Source organism: Pseudoxanthomonas sp. YR558 (assembly GCF_900116385.1).
Classification (GTDB): Bacteria; Pseudomonadota; Gammaproteobacteria; order Xanthomonadales; family Xanthomonadaceae; genus Pseudoxanthomonas_A.
In genome coordinates, this window is record NZ_FPCI01000001.1 from 1,308,876 (window position 1) to 1,332,412 (window position 23,537).

At 67.8% G+C, this 23,537-nt stretch carries 19 protein-coding genes; 4 read left to right on the forward strand and 15 right to left on the reverse strand.

Annotated elements, in window-relative coordinates; genetic code table 11:
• Window positions 1-3: 3 nt before the first annotated feature.
• Both BM365_RS06360 and BM365_RS06365 read right to left on the reverse strand, forming a co-directional pair.
• The gene (locus BM365_RS06360) at window positions 4-534 is read right to left on the reverse strand and encodes a chemotaxis protein CheW (protein WP_175502079.1); all 531 of its coding nucleotides are present in this window, start codon (window positions 532-534) and stop codon (window positions 4-6) included.
• Between the two features lie 53 nt (window positions 535-587).
• Window positions 588-989, reverse strand: coding sequence for a response regulator (locus tag BM365_RS06365; protein ID WP_056879689.1), 402 nt, complete (start codon window positions 987-989; stop codon window positions 588-590).
• A 243-nt stretch (window positions 990-1,232) separates the two neighbouring features.
• Between BM365_RS06365 and gshB the strand changes: the two genes are divergently transcribed.
• Window positions 1,233-2,177 (forward strand): glutathione synthase, encoded by a 945-nt coding sequence (gene gshB, locus BM365_RS06370; protein ID WP_093487577.1) that lies wholly within the window; start codon window positions 1,233-1,235, stop codon window positions 2,175-2,177.
• A gap of 1 nt (window position 2,178) precedes the next feature.
• The gene (locus BM365_RS06375) at window positions 2,179-3,054 is read left to right on the forward strand and encodes an energy transducer TonB (RefSeq protein WP_093487579.1); all 876 of its coding nucleotides are present in this window, start codon (window positions 2,179-2,181) and stop codon (window positions 3,052-3,054) included.
• A gap of 5 nt (window positions 3,055-3,059) precedes the next feature.
• Here the strand turns inward: BM365_RS06375 and BM365_RS06380 are convergent, their stop codons facing one another.
• The 8 genes from BM365_RS06380 to mrcB all read right to left on the reverse strand — a co-directional run bounded on the left by BM365_RS06380 (window position 3,060) and on the right by mrcB (window position 14,300).
• A complete protein-coding gene (locus BM365_RS06380) occupies window positions 3,060-5,132 on the reverse strand; it encodes a prolyl oligopeptidase family serine peptidase (RefSeq protein ID WP_093487581.1) in 2,073 nt (690 codons plus the stop codon).
• Window positions 5,133-5,160: 28 nt separating this feature from the next.
• Complete coding sequence (locus BM365_RS06385) at window positions 5,161-7,002, reverse strand: hypothetical protein (RefSeq protein WP_093487583.1); 1,842 nt, start codon at window positions 7,000-7,002, stop codon at window positions 5,161-5,163.
• Window positions 7,003-7,013: 11 nt separating this feature from the next.
• Entirely contained in the window at window positions 7,014-7,922 is a 909-nt protein-coding gene (locus tag BM365_RS06390) for an ABC transporter ATP-binding protein (RefSeq protein ID WP_093487585.1), read from the reverse strand.
• Window positions 7,923-7,936: 14 nt separating this feature from the next.
• Entirely contained in the window at window positions 7,937-8,347 is a 411-nt protein-coding gene (locus BM365_RS06395) for a GntR family transcriptional regulator (protein WP_056879683.1), read from the reverse strand.
• A 91-nt stretch (window positions 8,348-8,438) separates the two neighbouring features.
• The gene (gene tsaB / locus BM365_RS06400; protein ID WP_093487587.1) at window positions 8,439-9,179 is read right to left on the reverse strand and encodes a tRNA (adenosine(37)-N6)-threonylcarbamoyltransferase complex dimerization subunit type 1 TsaB; all 741 of its coding nucleotides are present in this window, start codon (window positions 9,177-9,179) and stop codon (window positions 8,439-8,441) included.
• Between the two features lie 42 nt (window positions 9,180-9,221).
• Window positions 9,222-11,270, reverse strand: coding sequence for a DNA repair helicase YoaA (locus tag BM365_RS06405; protein ID WP_093487589.1), 2,049 nt, complete (start codon window positions 11,268-11,270; stop codon window positions 9,222-9,224).
• 58 nt (window positions 11,271-11,328) lie between these two features.
• Complete coding sequence (locus BM365_RS06410; RefSeq protein WP_093487591.1) at window positions 11,329-11,916, reverse strand: hypothetical protein; 588 nt, start codon at window positions 11,914-11,916, stop codon at window positions 11,329-11,331.
• Window positions 11,913-14,300 (reverse strand): penicillin-binding protein 1B, encoded by a 2,388-nt coding sequence (gene mrcB / locus BM365_RS06415; protein WP_093489533.1) that lies wholly within the window; start codon window positions 14,298-14,300, stop codon window positions 11,913-11,915. Before mrcB ends, BM365_RS06410 begins: the two co-directional genes overlap by 4 nt.
• Window positions 14,301-14,426: 126 nt before the next feature.
• Here mrcB and BM365_RS06420 point away from each other — a divergent pair, with 126 nt between their 5' ends.
• A complete protein-coding gene (locus tag BM365_RS06420; RefSeq protein ID WP_093487593.1) occupies window positions 14,427-16,523 on the forward strand; it encodes a glycosyltransferase in 2,097 nt (698 codons plus the stop codon).
• A gap of 35 nt (window positions 16,524-16,558) precedes the next feature.
• On the opposite strand, the gene BM365_RS06425 is transcribed toward BM365_RS06420, so the two are convergent.
• The 5 genes from BM365_RS06425 to BM365_RS06440 form a co-directional block, all read right to left on the reverse strand.
• Window positions 16,559-17,131 carry a hypothetical protein gene (locus BM365_RS06425; RefSeq protein ID WP_093487595.1) on the reverse strand — a complete coding sequence of 191 codons (573 nt, stop codon included), beginning with the start codon at window positions 17,129-17,131 and terminating at the stop codon, window positions 16,559-16,561.
• Window positions 17,132-17,150: 19 nt separating this feature from the next.
• Window positions 17,151-18,395, reverse strand: a complete 1,245-nt coding sequence (locus tag BM365_RS06430; RefSeq protein ID WP_093487597.1) for a Tle-like phospholipase domain-containing protein — start codon at window positions 18,393-18,395, stop codon at window positions 17,151-17,153.
• On the reverse strand, window positions 18,392-19,027 hold the full coding sequence (locus tag BM365_RS17755; protein ID WP_139227346.1) for a hypothetical protein: 636 nt from the start codon (window positions 19,025-19,027) through the stop codon (window positions 18,392-18,394). Before BM365_RS17755 ends, BM365_RS06430 begins: the two co-directional genes overlap by 4 nt.
• A 121-nt stretch (window positions 19,028-19,148) precedes the next feature.
• A complete protein-coding gene (locus BM365_RS06435) occupies window positions 19,149-20,735 on the reverse strand; it encodes a hypothetical protein (protein ID WP_093487599.1) in 1,587 nt (528 codons plus the stop codon).
• 17 nt (window positions 20,736-20,752) lie between these two features.
• Entirely contained in the window at window positions 20,753-22,900 is a 2,148-nt protein-coding gene (locus BM365_RS06440; RefSeq protein WP_093487601.1) for a RelA/SpoT family protein, read from the reverse strand.
• Between the two features lie 71 nt (window positions 22,901-22,971).
• On the opposite strand from BM365_RS06440, the gene BM365_RS06445 reads away from it, so the two are divergent.
• Complete coding sequence (locus BM365_RS06445) at window positions 22,972-23,532, forward strand: hypothetical protein (RefSeq protein WP_093487603.1); 561 nt, start codon at window positions 22,972-22,974, stop codon at window positions 23,530-23,532.
• Window positions 23,533-23,537 lie beyond the last annotated feature (5 nt).

The window sequence follows — 23,537 nt, forward strand, 5'->3', positions numbered from 1 at the left end:
CGCTCAGAGCGCGGCTTGGCGGAACTCGGGCGTACGCGCGAGCAATCCCAGCGCGAATACACCCCATTGCTGATCGTCGCTGGCGAAAGCCCGCTCGATGAAATGCGCGTAGCGGCCGTCCGCCAGATCCCCCGGCTCGACCTGCTGCGATTCGTGGAAGCTGCGCTGGCCGTACAGCTCGTCGATGGTCAGCGCGACGTCGCCGCCGGACTGCCGCATGACCAGCACGCGCTGACCCTCGTGCAGCACGGTGCGCTCGCCTTCGAGGAACTGCTTCAGGTCCACGACGGGGAACAGGTTGCCGCGCAGGTTGCCGATCCCCAACAACCACGGCTGCGCCCCCGGCACCGGCGTCACCGGCGGCATCGGCACGATTTCCACCACTTCCCCGAAGTTGGAAATGAGCCGGCGCTTGCCCACCCGGTAACCGACCCCGCGGTACTGGTCTTGCGCAATCTCGCGCGCAGGCTGCACCACGGCATGCGCCAGACTGCGGCGCTCGTATTCGGCAAGCGTATCGAACGGTGTGCGGATCATCGCCCGCCCCCTGTGCACTCAGTACGATGGGTCCCCATGGCGTCAGCCCCTCAGGTGCTGACGTGGGCGCGGATGGCGTCGAGGAGTTCCTCGCGCGTGAACGGCTTGGTCAGGTATTGCTCCGAGCCGACGATGCGTCCGCGCGCCTTGTCGAACAGGCTGTCCTTGGACGAGAGCATGATGACCGGCGTGGACTTGAAGACCTGGTTGTTCTTGATGAGCGCGCAGGTCTGATAGCCGTCCAGCCGCGGCATCATGATGTCCACAAAGATGATCTGCGGCTGCTGGTCGGCGATCTTGGCAAGCGCCTCGAACCCGTCCGTCGCCGTCACCACCTCGCAACCCTCGCGTTTCAGCAGGGTTTCCGCGGTGCGGCGGATGGTTTTCGAGTCATCGATCACCATGACCCGTAGGCCGTTGAGTCCGCCGGCCTGGCCTTCATTCTGCGTCATTACCTGATTTCCCCATGCGCGCGCGGCTTCATTGACGAACTGGCCGCGCTGCGTTGCCTGCTTATATCCCCTATCCCGGCGCGGACTGTCAAGCCGCGTCTCTGCGGGCCATTCGGCTGAACGACACGATGCGAACTGCGTCTCAATTTCCGGCCATCCACGGAATGCCTCGTTCCGCGGGCGCCGGGAGGGCCGCACGGTGCCGCCTGATACCATCACGCGGTCATCCGCAGAACCGCCCCCATGCCGCTGGACATCGTCGTCGTCATGGACCCGATCGGGTCCATCAAGATCGCCAAGGACACCACCTTCGCCATGCTGCTGGAGGCCCAACGGCGCGGGCACCGGCTGCATTACGTCACCCCCGGCCGGCTGGCCCTGCGCGACGGCCGTGCCTTCGCTGACGTCGCTCCGCTGACCGTGAAGGACGACAAGGCCGGCTGGTTCACCCTGGGCGAGCCGCACGAGCTCGCCCTCGGCCCCGGCCAGGTCGTGCTGATGCGCAAGGACCCGCCGGTCGACGACCAGTACCTTTACGACACCCACGTGCTCGGCATCGCCCAGCAGGCCGGTGCGCTGATCGTCAACGACCCCCAGGGCCTGCGCGACTACAACGAGAAGCTGGCCGCCCTGCTCTTCCCGCAATGCTGCCCACCGACCTTGGTCAGCCGCGACCCCGCCGCATTGAAGGCGTTCGTCGCCGAACACGGCGAAGCGGTGTTGAAGCCCTTGGACGGCATGGGCGGACGCTCGATCTTCCGGGTGAAGGCCGGCGACCCCAATACCAATGTCATCCTGGAAACCCTGGTCGGCCCCGGCCACCTGACCCTCGCGCAGCGCTTCATCCCCGGCATCAAGGACGGCGACAAGCGCGTGCTGCTCATCGATGGCGAACCCGTGGACTACGCCCTGGCGCGCATTCCGCAGGGCGACGAGTTCCGTGGCAACCTGGCCGCCGGCGGACGCGGCGAAGGCCGCCCACTGAGCGACCGCGACCGCTGGATCGCCGCGCAGGTGGGCCCGGAGATGAAGCGCCGCGGCATGCTGTTCGTCGGCCTGGACGTGATCGGCGACTACCTGACCGAGGTCAACGTCACCAGCCCGACCTGCGTGCGCGAACTGGACGCGCAGTTCGGCCTGAACATCGCCGGCCTGCTGTTCGACGTCATCGAGAAGAAGCTGGCCTGAGATGTCGGCCGTTCCGGTGACCCCGCCGAAGATCGGCGCGAACGAACGTCTCGGCGCCACCCTGGCGCTGTCGCTGATCGTGCACGGCCTGCTGGTGCTGGGCGTCGGCTTCGCGCTCGACGACGCAGCGCCGGTGATGCCCACGCTGGACGTGATCCTCAGCCAGACCAGCACCCCGCTGACGCCGAAGGAGGCGGACTTCCTCGCCGCCGCCAACCAGGAGGGCGGCGGAGAGAGCGAGCAGGCCAAGCGGCCGCGCGACAGCCAGGCGGGCTGGATCCCGCAACCCGATACCGGCCTGGCACCGCAACCGCTGCGCGCGCAGACCACGGCACCGGTGCCGCCACCCGAAAGCCGCGTGATCACCACGCGCGAGGCCGAGGCGCGCACGCCCACCCCGGAAGCCCGCCCGCAACCGGACCAGCCGGACCTGCCGCAGGGCGAGCAGAAGGTGCAGCGCGACGCGGAGATGGCGCGCCTGGCGGCCGAGTACCACCTGCGCTCGGAGTTGTACGCCAAGCGACCGAAGCGCAAGTTCGTCTCGGCGAGCACCAGGGAATACGTCTACGCGAACTACCTGCGCGCGTGGGTGGACCGCGCGGAGCGCGTCGGCAACCTCAACTATCCCGACGAGGCGCGCCGCAAGCGCCTGGCCGGCACGCTGGTGATCAGCGTGGCGGTACGTCGCGACGGCAGCGTGGAGCAGACGCGCATCATCCAGTCCAGTGGCGTCCCGCTGCTGGATTCCACGGCGAAGCGGATCGTGCAGCTCGCTGCGCCCTTCCCGCCGTTGCCCGAGACCAGTGAGAACGTGGACATCCTGCACGTCACCCGCACTTGGCGCTTCCTGCCGGGTGGCGAGGTCCGCGACGACTGAGCGGGTCAGGGCGGCGCCAGTCCGCCCGGCAATCGCAGGTTCCGCCGCAGATAGGTGCGCACGTCGGCAGACGGGGCTACCGGTGCCGCGCCACCCAGCGAGCGGTGCAGCATCGTTTCGATCAGGTAAGCGCGCGCTTCGCGCGCCAGCGGCGAGCCGCCGTCGTGGCCGGCCTGCTCGTCGACCAGCAAGGCCACGTCCTTGTCCGCCAGCTTCAACCGCGCCGCGTACTCAATGACACCCGCCAGGCCCACGCGCCGGTCTTCGCCGCCGGCCACCAGCAGGACCGGCCGGCGCAGACGTGCAACGTTGGCCAGCGGCGACTGCGCGTGCAAGCGCGCCATGGTCGCCTTGTCGGCGACGTCGATGCCTTGGCCGAGCAACCAGGTCTCCATCGGCACCACACGACCGATCTCCAGCGCCTCCGGATTGCGCAGCACCCAGCGCAACACCCAGCCGAAGTCCGGCGGTGGCACGGTGGCCACGGCCACCTTGAACAGGTCGGGATCGAAGGTCGCACCCAGCAGCGCGGAGTAACCGCCGAACGAAGCGCCGACGATGCCTACGCGTTCGCGATCGCCGACGCCCTGGTCCAGCAGCCAGCGCGTGCCTTCGACGATGTCGGCCTGGACGCGGCCGTAGCCGAAGTCGCCGCGAGCCGCCAGCACGTAGTCGCGACCATGTCCCGTGGAGCCACGGAAGTTCGGCTCGAACACGGCGTAGCCACGATTGGCGAACAACTGGCTGAGCGCGCGGTACTCGGGCTTCCAGTGATTCCAAGGCCCGCCGTGCGGCACCACCAGCAGCGGCACGCGCGCGGCATCGCGGCCCGGCGGCAGCCAGAGGAATCCGTGCACGCGGCGACCATCGGACGCGCTCCATGTCACCGCGGTCGGTCGCGCCAACGCGGTGGCGTCCAACGCGGTGCCCTGCTCGCCCGAACGCCGGTCCAGCGGCACGTCGTCCAGCAGGGGCGAAACCGCGCGCGTCGCGGGGTCGTACAGGTGCCAGCGGCGCAGCGGAGCCTGCGGCGATGCGGCTTCCACCAGCCAGCGCGCGCCGATGCCGACGCCCGGCTGCAGATCGAGGTCGCGGCCCGGCAGCGCCGCGCGCAGCGCCGCCAGATGCGCGTCATCGTGGGGGGTAAGTGCGTACAGCTGAGAGGTCGTACTGCGGTAAGCGACGAAGCGCGGCTGGCGTTCGACGGGATCCTCGATGATCTCGTCCACGTCCGCCGTGCGCTGCGGATCCGTGTGCACCTCGACGATGCGTCCGTCCACCTGCAGCCGCACCAACCGCGACAGGTCGCCCTGCACGTCGGTGCGCAGCCAGGCGCCACCGCCGGGCGCGAGCCCACGCAGTGCGCAGCGCCGGCTGGGATCGCAGCGCAGGACGGGCTGCGGCGCGCCGCGCACCATCCGATGGATCACCAGTTCGCCGCCTTCCACGCGCTGCAGCCAAGCCAACCGGCCTTGCGCATCGATCACGGCATCGACGATGCGCTGGCGGTCCTGCCACAGCGTCGTGCGCCGACCACGCATGTCCACGCGCAGCAATCGCCAACTGCGGGGCGCCGCGGCGGGTCCCTCGCGCTCCACCAGCAGCACGGCGGACGGTTGGCTGGGGTCGATGTCCAGCATGGCGGGCGACGCCGTGCCGCCCAGCGTCGCGACCCTTCCGGATCCAGCCTGTCCGTTCACGGCCAGTGCCTGCAGATCGCGCGACGAACGCAGCAGCAGCCACGCGCCATCGCGGGTCCAGTCCAGCGCGTCCGCCCGGGTATCGCCCAGGATGCGCCACGGCGCGCCGCCGGCCGTCGCACGCAGCCACACTTCGCGCCGATCGCCGCGATCGCGCAGCCACGCTACGTGTTTGCCGTCGGGCGACAGCCGGATCGCGACGACCGCCCCACGCTGCAGGAAGGCGCTGCGCGGCAGCACAGGCGCGACCGGCCGTGCGCGCTCGGCGGCGACGTAGTCCTGCAAGTCGGGGGCGGCCACCGCGCACGGAATGGCGGACAACAGGGCGCATGCGGCCACGGCCATGCGCGCGCCGGCACGCAGCGGGAACAGATTCATGATCCTCTCCTCGGCGCTATTCGCGCGGTCAGGCCGCGGCGGGTTGTGGTAATGGCATGCGGACGTCCTCGCGGCGCGGCACCAGCAACCACAAGCTCGCCAAGGCGGGCAGGCCGATCACCGCACACGCGGCGACCCAGGCCCAGCGGCCCGTCGTCGACAGTTGCGCACGCGCCGTCAGCCACACCGCGCCGGCCAGCGACAGCAGCGACAACGCCGCTGCAAGCCACAGCATCGAAGCGGGAATCGCAGCAGGCCGGGTGACGTCGAGCGGCAACGGCGGCGCGAACAGGTTGCGCGCGGCTTCCGTGATGGCGTGCAACGCCGGCGACGGCCATACGCTGCGGTAGCGGTACACCGGCGGATAGTCGAAGGCCATCGCGCGACGGTGCACGGTTTCGATGCGGCCGTCGTCGTGCGTGCGCAGCGTGACCTGTGTCGGCGCAGCGCCATCGCTGGCGTGCGAGCGCGCCGAGAATGCGATCGAGATCAGGTAGCCATCGACCAGTTCCACCAGGTCCAGGTTGCGCAGGTCGCCCATCTCGCCGGGCAGCGGTACGCGCAAGCGCGGCACCAGCAGTGCCTGGCCTTCCACCAGCGGTCGGGCATCGTAGAAATACAGGGCGCGATCGCTGAGCATGCCGATGCCCTGGCCCAGGGGACCGCCCCCCATCAGGGTTTCGCCCGCGGCGACGCGCACGCGCGGCAGCACGCGATGCTCGGCGCTCATGTACTGATAGAGGGTGTCGCCACCGACCAGCACCGCATCGCCCGGCTCCATGCCCGGAAGCGCGTCGCCCGGCAACACCACCGCGGGGAACGCAGCCTGTTCCGCCCCGATACCGAGGGCACCCACCGCGCGGTTGTCGGCCAGCCGGTAACCATGCAAGCGCATGTCGTCGTGGCTGAACACCCAGCGCTCGCGACGTTCGCCATCGTCGAACTCCATCGGCCGGAAATTGCCCAACTCCTGGTACTGCGGCAGCTTCGGCACCTGCACGCCGAGTCCGTCAGGTTCGGACAGGCGGATCTGCTCGCGCAACAACGGCGCATCCGGATGCCGGCTATCGCGCAGGCCGGCGATCATACGTTCGCGCGGATCCATCTTCTCCACTTCGTTGTGCCCCCCCACGGGCGGCACCGGGGTGTTGTTCGGATGGCTGCCCTGCGCGATCCACAGCATCTCCAGGCCGAACAGCAGCACGAGCGCCATCACGTGGACCGCCACCTGCAGCGGCAGGGCGACGGCAGCCGTGGCGAACAGTCCGCGCGGCGGCGAGTCCAGGTCGGCGACGAACGCCACGCGCAGCAGCACCGCCAGCCAGGCCATCACGATCAGCTCGATCGCGATCATCCCGAAACCGTAGGCACGGCTGACCAGCAACCAGACCAGCAGCACCAGCGCTGCGCCGGCCCACCGCCATCCGCGCAAGCTGCAGAACGCACCCGCGAGATACGCGGACGTCGCGATTAGCGCACCCGACACCGGCAGCAGCCAATGGCGCAAGTCGACCACGCGCGGCGTCAGCGCGTGTTGCCAGAGCGCGACCAGCAGCAGCGGCAGCGCCACGGCGACGGTGAGCAGTACCGCCGCGGCCGCGGCGAGGGCGAACGCCACGCGCGCCGGTGCCATCGGCCGGTGCAGCAGGCTCAACCACTGACTGGGCTTGCGATAGCTGCCCATCTGGTACAGCCCGAGCAGCAGCCCGCACAGCGCATACACGCCGCCGATCACCCGGTGCACCACCAGCGGTTGCTGGGCCAGGTCCACCACCCGTGCCATGAAGGCCAGTGCGAGCAGGTGCACGATGGCCGCCAGCAAGGCCCAGCCGCGGAAGCGGATCAGTTCGCTCTTGAAGAAGTCGTACATGGGGTCGTTCCTCAGGCGGCGGCCGGCGCGGCGTGGTTCTTGGCCAGGAAGCCGTTGACCGCGCGGTCCAGGCTCACCGGCATGCTGCGGATGGAGCGCGCACCCTGCGCGCGCAGGTAGTCGGCAAAGCTTTCGTCCTGGTCGAGCACCAGGTAGTGGTGCAGTCCGTCCAGGCGCTGCACTTCCAGCAGACCGGGCACGCTCTGCGGATCGGGTCCCTTGAAGGGGATGTCGGCCACCCACAACGCCACGCGCGAGGTGAAGTCTTCCGGCGCGGACATGTTCTTCAGCTGCCCACGCTCGAGGATGATGAGGTTATCCGCGACGCGCTCGATCTCTTCCATCTGGTGCGAGCAGTAGACGACCGTGCACTGCTCCGCCGCGTTGCTGTACATCAGCGATTCGAGGAAGGCGCGCTTGGCGACCACATCCAGCCCGAGCGTCGGTTCATCGAGCACCAGCAGCTCCGGCGTCTGTGCGAGCGCCAGCGCGAGATTGAGTCCGGCACGCTCGCCGCGTGATAGCTGCGAAACCTTCTGCTGCGGCAGCACGTGGTAGTGGCCGATCACGTCCTCGTAGGCGCGCGCGTTCCAACGCGGGTACTGGTGCTGCTGCATCGCACGCACCTGCTCCACGCGCATCCAACCCGGCAGCGTGTGTTCTTCGTTGACGAAGCCGACGCGCGCGCGATCGGCGGGCAATAGTCGCTGGCTGTCGCGGCCCAGGATGTTTGCCGTGCCGGACGTCGGCGGCAGGAATCCCAGCAGGATGCGGAACAGCGTCGACTTGCCTGCGCCGTTCGCGCCCACGATCGCGTGGATGCGCCCGCGCGGAATCGCCAGGTCCAGGTGGTCCAGCGCCAGCTTCGCGCCATAGCGTCGGGTCAGAGCCCGGGTTTCGATCACATAGTCATCGGACATGTCGGGCTCCCGGCTCAGGCGATGCGGCGCGGCGCCAGACGGCGCAGGGCGTGCGATACGCGCGACTCCACCTCGTCGGCGGCGAAGTCGAGCGGGATCACGTCGTTGACGAAGCGGCCGACGGCGTCGTCGAGCCGGCGCTCGCGCTCGGCATCGGACAGCCGCTGGCGCGGCGCGGCCACATACAGGCCCATGCCCTGGCGCGATTCCAACCACCCTTCCGTGGTGAGCTCGGCATAGGCCTTGGCCACCGTGTTGGGATTGATGGCCAACTGCTGGGCCAGCCCGCGCACGCTGGGCAACTGGTCGCCCGCCCGCAACCCGCCGGTGGCGATCTGCATGCGCACGCCATCGACGATCTGGCGAACGATGGGCCGCGGATCGCCGGTGGCGATCTGCAACATCAGCGGGGTGGTGCGGGCCATGGCAGTCTCCAGGCAGCTGTACTAACACACATAGTACAGTTGGAACAGAAGCCGTCAACCCTGACCGACGACACCCCTCCGGGACGCCGCCTCAGCTGCGGGCGCGCAGGGCTTTCTGTTCTTCCAGGGTCAGGGCGACGTTGTTACGCAGGTACGCCGGTTCGACGCGCTCGGGCGCGATGGCTTCCCCGCGATGCCAGGCGTCCACGGCCAGGTGCGCCAGGTCGGCGGCGTGCGGCAGTGCGTGCGCATCGATACGGGCGAAGCGCGCCTGCAGTGATGTCGCCAGCACGCCTTCGCCCGCGGCGAAGCCGGTGCCCACACCGATCCAGCCCACGGCGTCGCCGGGCAAGCGGTACTCGGCCGGCGCGATGACGGTTTCATCGGTCGTCGCCTGCAGGCCATCGCCCTGCCGGACGAAGGTGCCGGTGTAAATCTCGCCCATGCGCGCATCGATGGCCGCGAGGATGGCGTGAGGCGCGCCCACGTCGCAACCGCCCTCGCCCGCCAGCACCGCGGGCGGCGGTACCTGCGCCGCCAGCACGGCAAGCGTGGAAACCGGCAGCAGCGGCCGATCGAGTGCCAACGCGATGCCTTGCGCGATCGCGATCGCCAAGCGCACGCCGGTGAAAGCGCCAGGACCGCGACTGAGCGCGACCCCATCGAGTTGCGAACGCGCGAGGCCGGCCTCGGCCAACAACTGCTCGGCCCACGGCAACGCAAGTTCCGCGTGGCGGCGCGGCGCGATCTCGAAGCGCTCGCGCACCTCGCCATCGACGTAGACGGCGACGGAGCAGGCTTCGGTAGCGGTTTCGAAAGCGAGCAGTTTCATGCGGGGCGGCCGGTGTTCATGGGACAAGGATACCCGCGCGGCTCAGAACCGGGCGTCGGCGAACCAGTCGTCGGCCGCCGGCGCCGCCGTGGCCACCTCGTCCTCGCTGATCGTGGCGCCGAAGAATCCCTGCACGTCCTGCACCCGCTGCGTGCGTGCGAACGGCGGCAGCGAATCCAGGAAGATGCGGCCATAGGGCTTGCCGGTCAGGCGCGGATCGCACAGCACCAGCACGCCGCGGTCGGTCTCGCTGCGGATCAGGCGGCCGACCGCCTGCTTGAGCGCGATGACGGCCTGCGGCAGTTGTTCGTCGCGGAACGGATTGCCACCGGCGCGACGCACTGCTTCCAGGCGGGCTTCGAACACCGGATCGTCCGGCGCGGCGAACGGCAGCTTGTCCACGACGACGACGCTCAACGTATCGCCGACCACGTCGACGCCCTCGCGGAAGCTCGCCGCACCCAGCAGCACGCCGTTGCCGGACTCCCGGAACCGCTGCAGCAGCGTGCCGCGCGGCGCTTCACCCTGCACGAACAGCGGCCAAGGCCCACCGCGCAACGCGTCGGCGGCCTCACGCAGCGCGCGGTGCGAGGCGAACAGCAGGAAGGCACGTCCTTGCGATGCTTCCAGCACCGGCCGCAACGTCGCGATCAACGCCTTGCCGAATGCGGGCGCATTCGGGTCGGGCAAGCCCGTCGGGAGGTAGCACAACGCCTGGTGCGGCCAGTCGAACGGGCTGGGTTGCAACAGCGTCGGCGGATCTTCCAGCCCGAGGCGCAATGCCAGGTGATCGAAGCGACCACCGACGGCGAGCGTCGCCGAGGTGAACACCCAGGCCGCCCGCGACTGCTCGCGATGCTGGCGCAGCGGGCCGGACACATCCAGCGGCGTGCGCTGGCAGCGAAACGCGCGCGGAGTGAGTTCGTACCAGAGCACGTCGCCGTCGTCGGCGTGCGATGCAGCCTCCGTGTCGTCGAACGCCCCGGTACCGGTCGGCGCGGCATGCCAGCGCGACAGCCGCTTGGCGAACTCGGTCGCGCGCGCAGCGCAGGCTTCGAGCCCCAAGGATGCCGGGGCCAGCGGCGCCAGCGCAGCGGACAGCTCGGCGAGCGCGTGCTCGATGGCGTCGAATCCGGCCGCCACCTCCGGCTTGGCCAGCAAACGCTCGCGCGTACCGCGCGCGGGCATGCCCTCCATCGCCACGCGTGCCTCGCGCAATGCCTGTTCCAAGGCACGCACGGGCGGTTGCAGGGCGGACAACGCACCGGCGACGTCCTTGCACTCGGCCAGACAGTCGCGCGCCAGCTCCTGCAGCGGACGCATGCTAAAGCCCTCGCCGAAGAAGTTCGCCGCCAGTTCGGGCAGCTGGTGCGCTTCGTCGATCACGAAGGCCTGCGCACCCGGCAGAATTTCACCGAAGCCCTCCTGCTTGAGCGCCAGATCGGCCAGCAGCAGATGGTGGTTCACCACCACGATGTCCGCCGCCTGCGCGCGCTGGCGCGCCTGCACGACGAAGCAGTCGTCCCAGAACGGACACTCGCTGCCCAGGCAGTTGTCGATGGTCGATGTGACCAACGGCAGCAACGGCGAATCGTCCGGCAATGCGGCGAGTTCGGCCATGTCGCCGAACTGCGTGCGGCCGCCCCACGCGACGATGCGCTGGAACTGGTCCACCTGCTCACGGCTGGTGAAGGTGGTGCGCAGGGTCTGCGGATCGCCCTTGGCCTGGTTCAGGCGATAGCGGCACAGATAGTTGCTGCGCCCCTTCAGCAGCGCCGACTTCAGCCCCGACACGCCCAATGCATCGCGCACGCGCGGCAGGTCGCGGTGGTACAGCTGGTCCTGCAGGGCACGCGTGCCGGTGGAGATGATCGTCTTCAACCCCGACAGCAGCGCAGGCACGAGGTACGCGAAGGTCTTGCCCGTCCCGGTACCGGCCTCGGCCAGCAGCACATCGCGCGCATCGAAGGCGTCGGCGATCGCCGCCGTCAGGCGCTGCTGGGCGTCGCGGGGTACGAAGGCGTCAAGGCGGTCCGCCAGTGCGCCACCCTCGCTGAGGGCGTCGCGGCTGGCCTGGGCGAGCTGGGACATCGGGGAAACATCGGGCGGTTGCGACGGCAAGGGTACCGCGTCGCGACCGACCCGTGCCTTACATGCGCTCGATCACCGGCACCGTGCAGGCATCGCGCTGGCGCTCGGCGTCACCAACGGACGCATCCTGGGTAGCGGCGCGCGCCGCGTATTGCGCCGCATCCTCCGGTGTATGCCGGACCGGGAGCGGGGGTAGCACCGCTCGCTGGTGCTGGCGTACCTGACGCACGGTCTCCCAGTGCTGGCGACATAGCGGACCGACCCGCGACCCCAGTTCGAAGGCATGCTGCGCCAACGTGTCGGCGCGGGCGTAGTCGCCTTGCAGCAGGGCCAGCTCGGCACGCTCCTGCAGGATGGCAGGATCTTCCGGCACGATCGCGACCGCGCGGTCGAGCGCAGTCGCCGCGGCGGCCAGGTCGCGCGCGGCGATCGCGCGCTGCGCGTCTTCGCGGAGGTCGTCGACTTCCGGATCGCGCAGCGGCTGCACGGCCAGCTCGCGGTCGTCGGCGCCGGCAGCGGCACGGACGGCGGCCACGCGTTGCTCGGGCGTGACCGGATCGTTCGCGGCGGGGGGTTCGGGTGCTGGTGCGGAGGCGCAACCGGCGAGGACGAGCAGGAACAGGGGAACGGCGTACTTCATCATCATGGCTGTTGCGGGGGAGGATCCTGGGGCGGTGGGGCTTCTTCTTTGCGGTCCAGGCCGAACCAGCTGCGCCAGCCGCCACCGCTGTCGGCCTCTTCGCCTTCGAGCGGCGGCTGTTCGACCACGCAGGCCGCGTAGGCCGGCGCGAAGCCGGACACGAACGGCAGCTGGCGCGCACCCGGGCAACCCGGGTCGGTGCTGTTCGATGACACCACCCACTGCCAGTCCAGGCCCTTGCCCGAGGCCTTGAGCGGTGCGCTCGGCAGGCGTGCGAACAGGCCCGACCACACGCGCATCGCGCCGGTCGCGCCGTACAGACCTGTCTGCTCGTTCTTGTCGTTGCCCATCCACACCACGGCCAGGTGATCGCCGGTGTAGCCGGCGTACCAGCTGTCGCGACCATCGTTGCTGGTGCCGGTCTTGCCCGCTGACTGCAGGCGGCCAAGGCCGTCGCCGAGCAACTGCCGGCCGGTCCCGTTGGACACCACCTGCTGCAGCGCGACGGTAATCAGGTTCGCGGCAATGGAATCGCCTTCCTGCGCCGGCGCGGGCGTCTTGTCGTAGCGCTTGAGCAGCTTGCCGTTCGGATCGAGCACGCCACGCACCGCGTGCAGCGGCTGGATCTCGCCGCCGGACGCCAGGAACTGGTACAGCTGCGCCATCGCATACGGGCTCTGGTCGGTGGACCCGAGGATCAGCGCCGGATTCGGCTCGGCCTGGATGCCCGCCAGCACGCGGATCAACTGCGCCAAGCGGTCCGGTTCGACCTTCATGCCCACGCGGACGGTGGCCTGGTTGTACGACTGCGCCAGCGCATCGACCAGGCGCACGGTGCCGTGGCTGCGCCGGTCCGAATTGGCCGGCGTCCAGCGCTTGTTCTTGCCGAGCTGCACGGTCACGGGTGAATCGTCGACCCAACTGGCGAGCGAGTATTCGTCGGGCTGCGCGAGTGCGAGCAGGTAGACGAACGGCTTCAGCAACGAGCCCACCGGACGCTGCGCTTCCACCGCGCGGTTGAAGCCCTGTTCGGACACATTGCGGCTGCCGACCACGGCAAGGACATCGCCGTCGTGCACGTCGGTGACCACCATGCCGGCCTGCAACGGCGGACGGCGCTTGTTCTCCAGCGCTTTCACCGTGCGCGTCACCGACGCTTCGGCATAGGCCTGCGCGGACGGGGACATGCCGGTCAGCACGCTCAGGCCCGCGCCCTGCAGCGCGCTCTCGGGATAGTCGCGCGCCAGCTGCCGTCGTACCAGATCCACATAGGCAGGGAAGCGGTTTGCCGCTGCCATCCCCGGCGTCTTCGTCACGCCCAGCGGTGCGGCCAGCGCGCGCTTGTATTCGGCATCGTCGATCAGTCCGGTCTCGTGCAGCTTCAGCAGCGCGTAATCACGACGCTCCTTCGCACGCTCCGGATTGCGGCGCGGGTCGTAGTACGACGGCCCCTTCACCATGCCGATCAGCAACGCCACCTGCTCGGTGGTCAGGCTGTCGAGGTCGCGACCGAACCAGAACTCCGCACCCGCCGCGACGCCATGGATGGCCTGGCTGCCGCGCTGCCCCAGGTACACCTGGTTGAAGTACGCCTCCAGGATCGTGCGCTTGTCGTAGCGCGCTTCCAGGATCAACGCATAGAGGATCTCGTTGAACTTGCGGGTCGGCGTCTGTTCCTTGCCGATGCCCAGCAGGCCGCTGCGTGCCAACTGCTGGGTCAGCGTGCTGGCGCCCTGGCGGGTGTCGCCGCCCGACTTCACCAGCAACCATGCCGCGCGCACCATGCCCGACAGGTCGATACCGTGGTGGTCCTTGAAGTCCCGATCCTCGACCGCCTGCAGGCCGGTCACCAGCAGGTCCGGCACTTCCTCCAGCCGTACCAGGCGTCGCTCTTCCTGCTTCTGTCCGTACAGCGTCGCGATGCGGGCGGGATCCAATCGTGCCGCCTTCAACGACTGCTTGCGCGTGATGTCGCGCACGGCGGCCACGCGACCACCCGACAAGCTCACCTGGAGGCGACGCGGTGCCACGCGACCATCGACATCGACGTAACCGCGGCTGGAAATCGTGAATCGCCCACCTTCGCGCATGTACGTGCCCGGACTCTGTCCGGCGCCATCGTCGCGATAAGACGCGGCATCCAGTTCGGTCTTCAGCGTCTGCGCATCCATCGCCAGCCCAGGCGCCAACTGCAGCGGACGTGCGTAAACACGTGTCGGGATCTGCCATTGCAGTTCGCCGAAACGCTGGGTGACCTGATGGTTCAGGTAGAGCGTATAAGGGATCAGGAAACCGAGACCCAACCCCGCCGCCGCCAGTCCCCAGCTCAGCAGGCGCTGCCGCCAGACCGGCGGGATGCCGTCACCGTCGTCGATGTCGTCTTCGTCCAGCGCTTCGTCGTCGTAGTCGTTGCGGGCCACAGGGGATGCGACAATGGGAATTCGGGCGAGTCTAGCGCAGCCGCCAAGGGCGCGCCCGGCCCACAGGCCCCCTCACTCAGCTGGAGTTGCAACGGAATGTCGATGTCGTGGGCGGACCTGCGCTTCATGCTGGAACGCACCCGCGGCTTGTTCCGGCGCGGGCTGGCCAGCCTGCGCACGCGGGGCCTGTCGGCGACCTGGGCACGGGTAAGACGCCAGTTCGCGCAGCACCCGAGGCTTCCGCCCGGCGCGCTCTACCGCCCCGCCGAGGCGGCGTTCGCACCGTTCACGGTTCCGTCCAGCGACGCACCACGCGTCAGTATCGTGATCCCGGTCTACAACCAGGCCCTGCATACGCTGGGCTGCCTGCGCGCATTGGCCGAGCATCCGCCGGCGGCCGCCTGCGAGGTCATCGTCGTCGACGATGGGTCGCAGGACGAAACCCGTGCGTGGATGCAAGCGATCGGCGGGCTACGCTACCATCTGCGCGCCACCAACGGCGGCTTCATCGCGGCGTGCAACGACGGGGCCGCGCTGGCGCAGGGCACCTACCTCGTCTTCCTCAACAACGACACCTTCCCGCAACCGGGCTGGCTGGATGCGCTGCTCGACACGTTCGGCGCCTGGCCCGAAGCAGGCCTTGTCGGTGCGCAGCTGGTCTACCCGGATGGTCGCTTGCAGGAAGCGGGCGGCGTGGTCTTCGACGACGGATCGGCATGGAACTACGGGCGCTTCGAGTCGCCCGACGACCCGTGCTACACCAGTGTGCGCGATGCGGATTACTGCTCCGGCGCAGCCATCATGCTGCCCACCGCGCTGTTCCGCGAGATCGGCGGCTTCGACACACGCTATGCGCCGGCCTACTACGAAGACACGGATCTCGCGTTCGCCGTGCGCGCTCGCGGCTATCGCGTGCTCTACCAGCCAGCCTCGCGCGTGGTGCACCTGGAAGGCATCACCGCCGGTACGGACACTGGCAGCGGCGCGAAGGCCTATCAGGTCCGCAACCGCGGCGTATTCGCGCAGAAGTGGGCCGACGCGCTCACCCGGCAAGCGGCGGCGGGCACGCTGCCCTCGCCGGCCGTGCTGGCTCGCGGGCGAAGGCAAGTGCTCATCGTGGATTCCGAAACGCCCCGCCCCCGGCATGATTCCGCATCGCTGCGCATGGCCAACCTCATGCGCATGCTGGTTGGCGAAGGCGCGCATGTGGTCTTCCTGCCGGCGGATCTGCGCCATGCCGGCACCGATACCGCAGCACTCCGCCAGCACGGCGTCGAAACCTGGCACGCACCGTTCGTCGGTAGCGTGGCGTCCTGGCTGCGCGAGCACGGTCCACGCTTCGACGTGGTGATGCTGTCCCGCCACTACGTCGCCGCCGAGTTCCTGCCGCTCGTGCGCCGGTTCGCACCGCAGGCACGGATCGTGTTCGACACGGTGGACCTGCACTTCCTTCGCGAAACCCGCGGTGCGGATGTGGCCGGCGATGAGACGCTTCGCCGCAGTGCGCAGAAGACGCGCGAACGCGAACTCGCGCTGATGCGCCAGGCGGATACGACGCTGGTCGTCAGTCCTGCGGAGCGCGACATGTTGTCCGCGCTGCTGCCCACGGCGCAGGTCGACGTGCTGTCGAACCTGCACGAACTCGCGGACGATGGCGCACCCTTCGCGCAGCGCCACGACATCGTGTTCGTCGGCGGTTTCCGCCATCCACCGAATGTCGACGCCGTGTTGTGGTTCGGCCGCGACATCTTCCCCGATATCCGCACCGGGCTGCCCGGCGTCCGCTTCCACTGCATCGGCGCCGAGCCTCCGGCGGAGGTCCTCGCGCTGCAGGAACAGCCCGGCATCGTCGTGCACGGGCACGTGCCGGATATCGCGCCCTACATGGAGGGCGCCCGCGTCGCCGTCGCGCCGCTGCGCTTCGGCGCCGGGGTGAAGGGAAAAGTGAACCTGAGCATGGCGCATGGCCAACCCGTGGTGGCGACGCCCTGCGCGGTCGAAGGCATGCATCTCGTGGACGGACATGACGTACTCGTCGCAGAGTCCGCCGATGCCTTCGTCGGCGCGGTGGTTCGCCTCTACGAAGACGCTCCGCTGTGGGAGCGCCTATCGGTGAACGGGCGCGAGAACATACGCCGACACTTTTCGCTTGACGCAGCGCGCGAGGTGGTGCGGCGCGTTTTCTTGGACTGAGTGCATTTCCCGGGCGCCCTGCGCCTTTGCCCATGTCAGGGCTCGCGGGGGCGGACCGGCCTGTATTGCTGTTCGCTCCCCACGCCCCTCGCCGACACATCGACATTGGCGCACAACGCGCCATCGCACAGCGTGACGTCTGCCGCGTCGTAGGCGCGCAGCAGGTCCGCGGAAATCTGGTTACGTCGAATCTCATCGTAGTAGTGGCTCGACAACCATGCGCCAGCACCGGCCGCCATCACCATCAGCACGATGGAACATGCGGTCGATAGCCACAGGGCACGGCTGACACGGTCCAGCTGCCCGGTGGCGTGACGGAATTGATCACTACTGCGCGATAACTGTTGGCCTGCTTCTCGCATTGCGTGCTGTACACCATCGACCGTCTGGTCTAACCCTCTCCCGACCTCCTGCCGAATCTGCGCGACCAGTGTGGAGAAGCTGCCGTCGGCCGCATTGCGGAGAATAGTAGGCACGGTATCCGTCAGCTGTTCCAACTGCTGTGTACTCTGATGATGCCGCTGGCTGGCCTGCTCGCTCTGCCGACGAAACTGCTCTAGCACTTCGGCCGTTTGCAGCAGCAAGGTTTGAAGCTTTTCCATATCCATATACCGGTTCGTCCTTCCTTCAATGACTGCGGGGCGCAACCTGGTTAGCGCGCTGTTGCTCCTGTTGTTGCTCTGCGCATTGCTGGGCAGCATGTTGCTCCTGCCGATCGACACGTGCATTGATGTCGGCACGGAACTCACGACCGAGGTCCGTCGCTGCAATGCTGGAAAGCCCCCGATCGATGGTGATCGGGTCGCCGCTCCTGAGACTCGCGTGCAGGTACTGGAACAACTCGCCGGGCTTGGCATCGGCGGGTGGCGCGCGCAGGACGCCTATCGACTGGTCGGCGCTGTTGCCCGCTTTCATCTGCCTGGGCAGATCGGCCCACTGCTCCCTGAGGCTCTCCGCGCGAGCAGCCGCTTCGCTTTCCGGGACCGGCACCGTACGCCGCGCCATCTCCATTGAAGCGTCGCCCACCGTGCTCATGCCGCCTCGCATCAGGCGTACGTCATTGCGGTAAGCGCTGAATGTCGCGACGTGGTCCTGGGCGAGCTGCCGGCTGGCGGGATCGCTCAATACGGACCGATCCGGCTTCTGCTTGCTGTCGATATCGAGGAAGTTGTCCATGTTGTGCGATCCGGTCGCCCCCATGGTCAGGGCGGTGGCGGTCAGAGGGCTGTCGGGAATCGGATTGAAGCGGCCATACCCCGCCGCCGTCACGGCGGCCACTTCGCCCAGCTTGGCGTACATGCGGATCTGTCCGTACTGCGGGCTGGCCGCACTCACGGTATCGCCGGCCATCACATGATTGATGAAACGGTCCCCGCCCTCGGGCACCCCGTATTTCAGGCTGACGGCGCCATAAGGGTTGAAGGCCTCACCGCGCAGGTGGAAGCGATGCGCGGTGATCTGCGCCAGCGTGCCACCGAGGGAGTGGCCGGTGACGGTGACTTCGGGCGGCGGGGCTCGATTCTCCTCGCCATATCTATTTGCATAGTTTTGAGCCCGCTGAGTCAGCGCGATGGCCTCACTGGCTTGCGCATTGACGCGACCCAACACCATGCCACCATCCGCTATCAAGCCATCCTGCTTGGCTTCGCGATCAAATTCGGTACCGCGGTGAGCGACGACAAACTCTCCGGTGTCTGTACGCTGATAGATCGTTCCCTGATAGCCGGTCTTAGGGTTGTCGTAGTGCTCCTTAATTTCGAATCTTAGGCCATCAACGAAGATGTGTTCCTTTCCTTGCGATCGAATGCCAGGACGGCGGTGACTGTATGAATCTTGAGAGAGCCCTGCATACACGCGTGACGGAATCGTCATTGTCTAAGTTCCTTCGCGTCAAACGTAATGACGAATAGCTCGTCACGACCACGATTGATTCTCGTCGGATCTGTTTGCCCGGAGCTCGTATAGCTTCCAAACTCAGGATTGGCATACGTACCCTTCCAAAAGTAAACAACTTCCGAACCATCGGCCCTTATCCGATCAGAAAAAATGCTAGGTGAAAATCGAACTCCATCACTACCCGAATCCACTCCGGTAAACGTCGCCGTAACTGCCGTGAGTTCCCATACACAAGCACCGTTTCCGTAGTAGTCTCCATCAAGAATTTGATCGAAATACACAACACCTTCGTAATTCGCACCATCCACCTGAGTGATCACGAATGGTTCACCACTCGTCATGCGATAAACACCGCCGTAAGGCGAAGCCTCACCGCACTGGATCTCATTGACGACGTCGTACTGTGCAGTGGCGCCCACTAGCACCAGTGGCCCAGGCGCATCCTGAATCGTCAACCTGATGCGGTATCCCTGCTTCGGCGCAGGATTGAGCCGGCGTAGCGGCCCGGTCGACGCGCGCGAAGCAGAGGCATCCATTTCGCTTCTTGGCTCACATGCCGTAAGCAAAAGCGAAAGAGGAACAACAGCCACGAGCAGCGATACGCGCATAAGGGCTCCATGCCGAGGGCGTATGGCGATGCTAGGTCATTCATCGACGCAGATGTGTGCTTTTGCAGTCACACTTGTCGAGTATTCACAACATGTCCGTCACGGCGCCCCGTGTTGCGCGTTACGGCGTCTGCCCAACCTTTGCGGTTTTGACGCGTTCTGCGAACGCATCCAATCCCGATGCCTGCGTATCGAGACGCTGCGCCTCGCTCAGGGCCTGCACCGCGAACGCGACATCGCCGGCACCCAGTCGCTCGCTCCCCACGGCGATCCATTTCTCCGCCAATCGCCGCTTTGCGTCGGGCAAACCCGCATCGCGCGGCTGGAGCGTTTGCCACGCCTGCTGGCAGGCTTGCGCGCGACGGATGCGATTGGCGCGCAACTCGTCTTCATAGCAGCTGCGCACGGCGGGCAACAGCCGAGCCGATGCTTGCCGCACTACCGGCGCATCCGGCGCGAGCGCTTGTGCGGCGCGTAGCTTGTCGTAGGCGCTTTCGCCGGGTGGCGTGAGCCATTGGCCCTTGGCCTCGGCATCTGCCATCGCGGTCAGCAGTGCCTCTACACGGCGGTCGCGCTCCCGTGTAGGTAGAGCGCTACCCAACCGACCACGCACCTGTTCCGCGCGGGTAACGGCTTGCTCCGCCTGGGCCACGCGCGGAGATTGCGGCGCGAGCGCGCGTGCTTCCGACAGTTCGCGCCTAGCTTGCTCAAAATGGAAATCCGCAGCCTGCCGCTCTGCGAGCGCGGCATGGGCCACGCCCACCTGCTCAAGGCCCTGGCGTGCCGCCGCATCGTCCGGCATCGCGGCCAGGACCGCCTCATAACCTGCGCGCGCGGGAACCAGTCTCCCCTTGGCGACATCGCGCGCGGCCGCTCGACGACGCGACTCGAGTGCCGTCGCGAGCGCGGCCTGCGCCTGGGGCAGGTCGACGTGCCCTGGATCGAACACCTGCGCCTGACTGATCAGCGCGGAAGCTTCTCCCAGCTCATGGCGCGCCAAGCGCCGCCCTGCCTCCTGCAACAAATCCGACAGTGCATCTTCACGGCCTTCCAGTGCCTCCAAACGCGTCGGCTGCAGCGTCAGGATCCGCTGGTAGAGCGGAAGTGCGGCATCTTCGCCGCCGACCAGATGGCCGGCCGCGTGCGCTTGCGTTGCCGCCTGCAGGACGCCATCGAGGCCGGCGTGTTCAGCCTCACGGGCGCGCACTCGCGCCGCGAACGCATCCGCCTGCGCGCGCGGCACCTGCAGCTCCCGCGCAAGGTCCAGACGCGCCCGGGCCTCCTCGAAGCGGTTCTGTTCAAGTGCCGTCGATGCCTGTTGCAAGGCCGCCGATGCCACACGCCGCAGGCCGACGGCCGCCTCGTTGCGGTCGGTGTCGAGCGCTTGCGCGGCTTCGTACAGCTGCCGTGCGCCGGTGCCATCATCGGCATCAAGACGCCCGTCGGCCAGCGCGCGACCGGCTTGGTCTAGCAATGCCTGCACGCGTGTTTCGGGCCACAGCATGTCCGCCAATGGCCCCCTGAAAGCCATGAGCAGCGCGGCGAGCAGCAGCGCGATCGCGGCGCCCCAACGCCAATGCCGTCGATCACGCAAGGCGGGCGCGTGATCTTCGTGCTGCGTACGGGCCGCCGCGATCGCGCGCGCCCAGTCGATGCGCGGTTCGATGCGGCGATCGCGGCCGTCGTCGGGGCGGTCTTCGCGGGTCACCCCCGCAGGATAGCGGCTCAGCCTGAACGCCGTGCGTCTTCCACACCCGGCAGCGCATCGAGCTTGCCCAACAGTGTGGAGAGCTGGCCGAAATCGGCCACCTTCAAGCGCAGGCGCAGATGGACGCGACCGCTGGCACGGTTGCCCTGGCTATTGATCTCCAGCACGTTGGCCTCTTCCTGCGCGATCAGGGTGGTGATGTCCTTGAGCAGCCACTTGCGGTCGATCGCCGTGACCTGCACATCGACTTCGTAACCGCCCCCCGCCTGGCCCCACTCCACAGGCAGCACGCGCTGAGGGCTGGTGGCCGCAAGCCGCACGAACGATGGGCAATCCGTGCGATGCACGGTGACGCCGCGCCCGCGGGTGAGGTAGCCGGCGATCGCCTCGCCAGGAACAGGCTGACAGCAACGGGCCAGCTGTACCAACAGGTTGCCGACGCCTTCGACCGTGAATTTCGACTTGCCCGGCGCGGCCACCTTGCGCGGCGGCCTGCGGACCGGCAACGCGGCGACATCGGGCTCGGCGGCGGCGCGCTGCTCTTCGTGCAACGCTCGACCCACCTGGTGCGGTCCCACGTCCCCCAGCGCGACCTGGAGGTACAGATCGTCGATGCTCTCGGCATGGAATTTCTTCGCTACGCCCGCAAGGTCGGCCTGGTGTAGGCCCAGCCGTTTGAGTTCTTTATCCAGCAACTCTCGACCGGCGTGCAGGTTGCGCGCGCGATCCAGCTTGTGGAACCACGCGCGCACCTTGTCGCGGGAACGTCCACTGGCGAGGAATCCATTGGCCGGCAGCAACCAGTCGCGGCGCGGTTCGGGTTCCTTCGAGGTCATGATCTCGACCCGGTCCCCGCTGACCAGCACATGGTTCAACGGGACGATGCGGCCGTTGACCTTCGCACCGCGTGTGCGATGGCCCACCATCGTGTGCACGTGGTACGCGAAATCGAGCACGGTGCCGCCCTGTGGCAGGTCCACTACCTCGCCCTTCGGCGTGAGTGCGTAGACGCGGTCCTCGACCAGTTCCGCATCTAGGTCGCCAGCCAGAGAACTCTCGCCCTGTGCGTCGCCGGCGCTGTCGAGCAGCCTGCGCATCCATGCGATCTTGCGGTCGAAGGCATCGCCGCCTGCCTTCCCTTCCTTGTACTTCCAGTGCGCGGCCACACCCAGTTCGGCCTGCGCGTGCATCTCGTGCGTACGGATCTGCACTTCCAGCGTGCGTCCCTCCGGGCCGACCACAGCGGTATGCAGCGACCGGTAATCGTTGGCCTTCGGGCGCGCGATGTAGTCGTCGAACTCGCTGGGGATCGGCGCCCATAGCGCGTGCACGATACCCAGCGCGGCATAGCACGAGGCCACGTCGCCGACCGCGATGCGCACCGCGCGCAGGTCATAAAGCTCGTCGAACGAAACCTGCTTGCGCTGCATCTTCCGCCAGATGCTGTAGATGTGCTTCGGCCTGCCGCTGATCTCGGCATGGATGCCGTGCTCGGCCAACGCCGCCTGCAGGCTGCCGATCACCACCGCGATGTAGCGCTCGCGGCCGGTGCGCTTCTCGTCGAGCTGGGAGGCGATCTGCTTGTAGGTCTGCGGCTGCAGATAACGGAACGCGAGGTCTTCGAGTTCCCACTTGAGCTGCCAGATGCCCAGGCGGTTGGCCAGCGGCGCATGGATATCGCGTGTCAGTCGCGCCAGGGCCTGACGCTGTTCTTCGGGCAGGCTGCCCGCCGCCCGCATCCGGGCCAGTTGGCGCGCCAGCAGGATCGGCACCACGCGGAGATCGCGCACGATCGCCAGCAGGAGCCGTCGCAGCCCTTCGGTGTTCGCGCCGCGCGCCTGTTCCGCGTGCAGCGCCCAGACTTGAGCCGCAGCCGCCTGCCCTTCCAGGAGATCGGCCAGGCCCGGGATAGGCTTGCCGGCCGGGACCGCCTTCTGCAGCGCAGGAACCGCATACAGGAGCGCTGCCAGCAGGACATCACCGTCCGCGGACAACGCGGCAAGCGTATCCAGCGTGTCGGCCGCCACGCTCGGCGCATCGGGCATGCCGGCGTCCGCGCCTTCGTGCGTCGCCGCTTCGGCGAGCGCGTCCCGCAGCGTGGCCGGCAGCACCTGCAGCGCCGGCCTTCGCAGCAACGTGGCGATGTCGTGAACGGGGGACACCATGGCAAGGGAGCGAGGCGGTCAGGCGCCGCCGGAATGACTACACTACCGGGCACTCGCCCGAAGGAACAACCATGAAGATGAGCCGCTTGTTTCTATCCATCGCGTTGCTGGCCACCCCGATGTTCGCTTTCGCGCAGGACGCCGCCTCTGATGCGCGGTTCGCCGACCTGCGTGGGTCGATGACGGCGGAAGAGTTCAAGGCCGCCGGCCTGGACAAGCTCAGCGACGCCGAGCTGACGGCACTGAGCGCATGGCTGACCCGGAAGGTCGGCACCGAGACTGCCCGCGCCGTCGAGCAGGCACGACAGGAAGTGCGGCAGGAAACCCAGACCGCCGTCGCGCAGGCGCAGGCCGATACGCGCAAGCAGCTCGAACAGGAGAACCGTGGTTTCTTCGATTTCGGCTCCGATGAAGCGATCACCAGCACGCTGGCCGGTGAGTTCAAGGGCTTCGCCAAGGGCAACCGTTACACGCTGGCCAACGGCCAGGTGTGGGAACAGGTCGAACCGGCCAGTCTCAATGGCGTGCGGAAAACCAACCCCGAAGTGACCATCAAGCCGGGCATCTTCAACACCTGGTTCCTGCGCATCAAAGGCTACAACACGCCTGCGAAGGTCCGCCGCGTCAAGTAAGTCCG

Bases quoted from the DNA above. Each gene is read 5' to 3' on its own strand.
- BM365_RS06365 (WP_056879689.1), bottom strand. From the start codon at position 989: ATGACGCAGAATGAAGGCCAGGCCGGCGGACTCAACGGCCTACGGGTC.
- gshB (WP_093487577.1), top strand. From the start codon at position 1,233: ATGCCGCTGGACATCGTCGTCGTCATGGACCCGATCGGGTCCATCAAG.
- BM365_RS06375 (WP_093487579.1), top strand. From the start codon at position 2,179: ATGTCGGCCGTTCCGGTGACCCCGCCGAAGATCGGCGCGAACGAACGT.
- BM365_RS06380 (WP_093487581.1), bottom strand. From the start codon at position 5,132: ATGAATCTGTTCCCGCTGCGTGCCGGCGCGCGCATGGCCGTGGCCGCA.
- BM365_RS06385 (WP_093487583.1), bottom strand. From the start codon at position 7,002: ATGTACGACTTCTTCAAGAGCGAACTGATCCGCTTCCGCGGCTGGGCC.
- BM365_RS06390 (WP_093487585.1), bottom strand. From the start codon at position 7,922: ATGTCCGATGACTATGTGATCGAAACCCGGGCTCTGACCCGACGCTAT.
- BM365_RS06395 (WP_056879683.1), bottom strand. From the start codon at position 8,347: ATGGCCCGCACCACCCCGCTGATGTTGCAGATCGCCACCGGCGATCCG.
- tsaB (WP_093487587.1), bottom strand. From the start codon at position 9,179: ATGAAACTGCTCGCTTTCGAAACCGCTACCGAAGCCTGCTCCGTCGCC.
- BM365_RS06405 (WP_093487589.1), bottom strand. From the start codon at position 11,270: ATGTCCCAGCTCGCCCAGGCCAGCCGCGACGCCCTCAGCGAGGGTGGC.
- BM365_RS06410 (WP_093487591.1), bottom strand. From the start codon at position 11,916: ATGATGATGAAGTACGCCGTTCCCCTGTTCCTGCTCGTCCTCGCCGGT.
- BM365_RS06420 (WP_093487593.1), top strand. From the start codon at position 14,427: ATGTCGATGTCGTGGGCGGACCTGCGCTTCATGCTGGAACGCACCCGC.
- BM365_RS06425 (WP_093487595.1), bottom strand. From the start codon at position 17,131: ATGGATATGGAAAAGCTTCAAACCTTGCTGCTGCAAACGGCCGAAGTG.
- BM365_RS06430 (WP_093487597.1), bottom strand. From the start codon at position 18,395: ATGACGATTCCGTCACGCGTGTATGCAGGGCTCTCTCAAGATTCATAC.
- BM365_RS17755 (WP_139227346.1), bottom strand. From the start codon at position 19,027: ATGCGCGTATCGCTGCTCGTGGCTGTTGTTCCTCTTTCGCTTTTGCTT.
- BM365_RS06440 (WP_093487601.1), bottom strand. From the start codon at position 22,900: ATGGTGTCCCCCGTTCACGACATCGCCACGTTGCTGCGAAGGCCGGCG.
- BM365_RS06445 (WP_093487603.1), top strand. From the start codon at position 22,972: ATGAAGATGAGCCGCTTGTTTCTATCCATCGCGTTGCTGGCCACCCCG.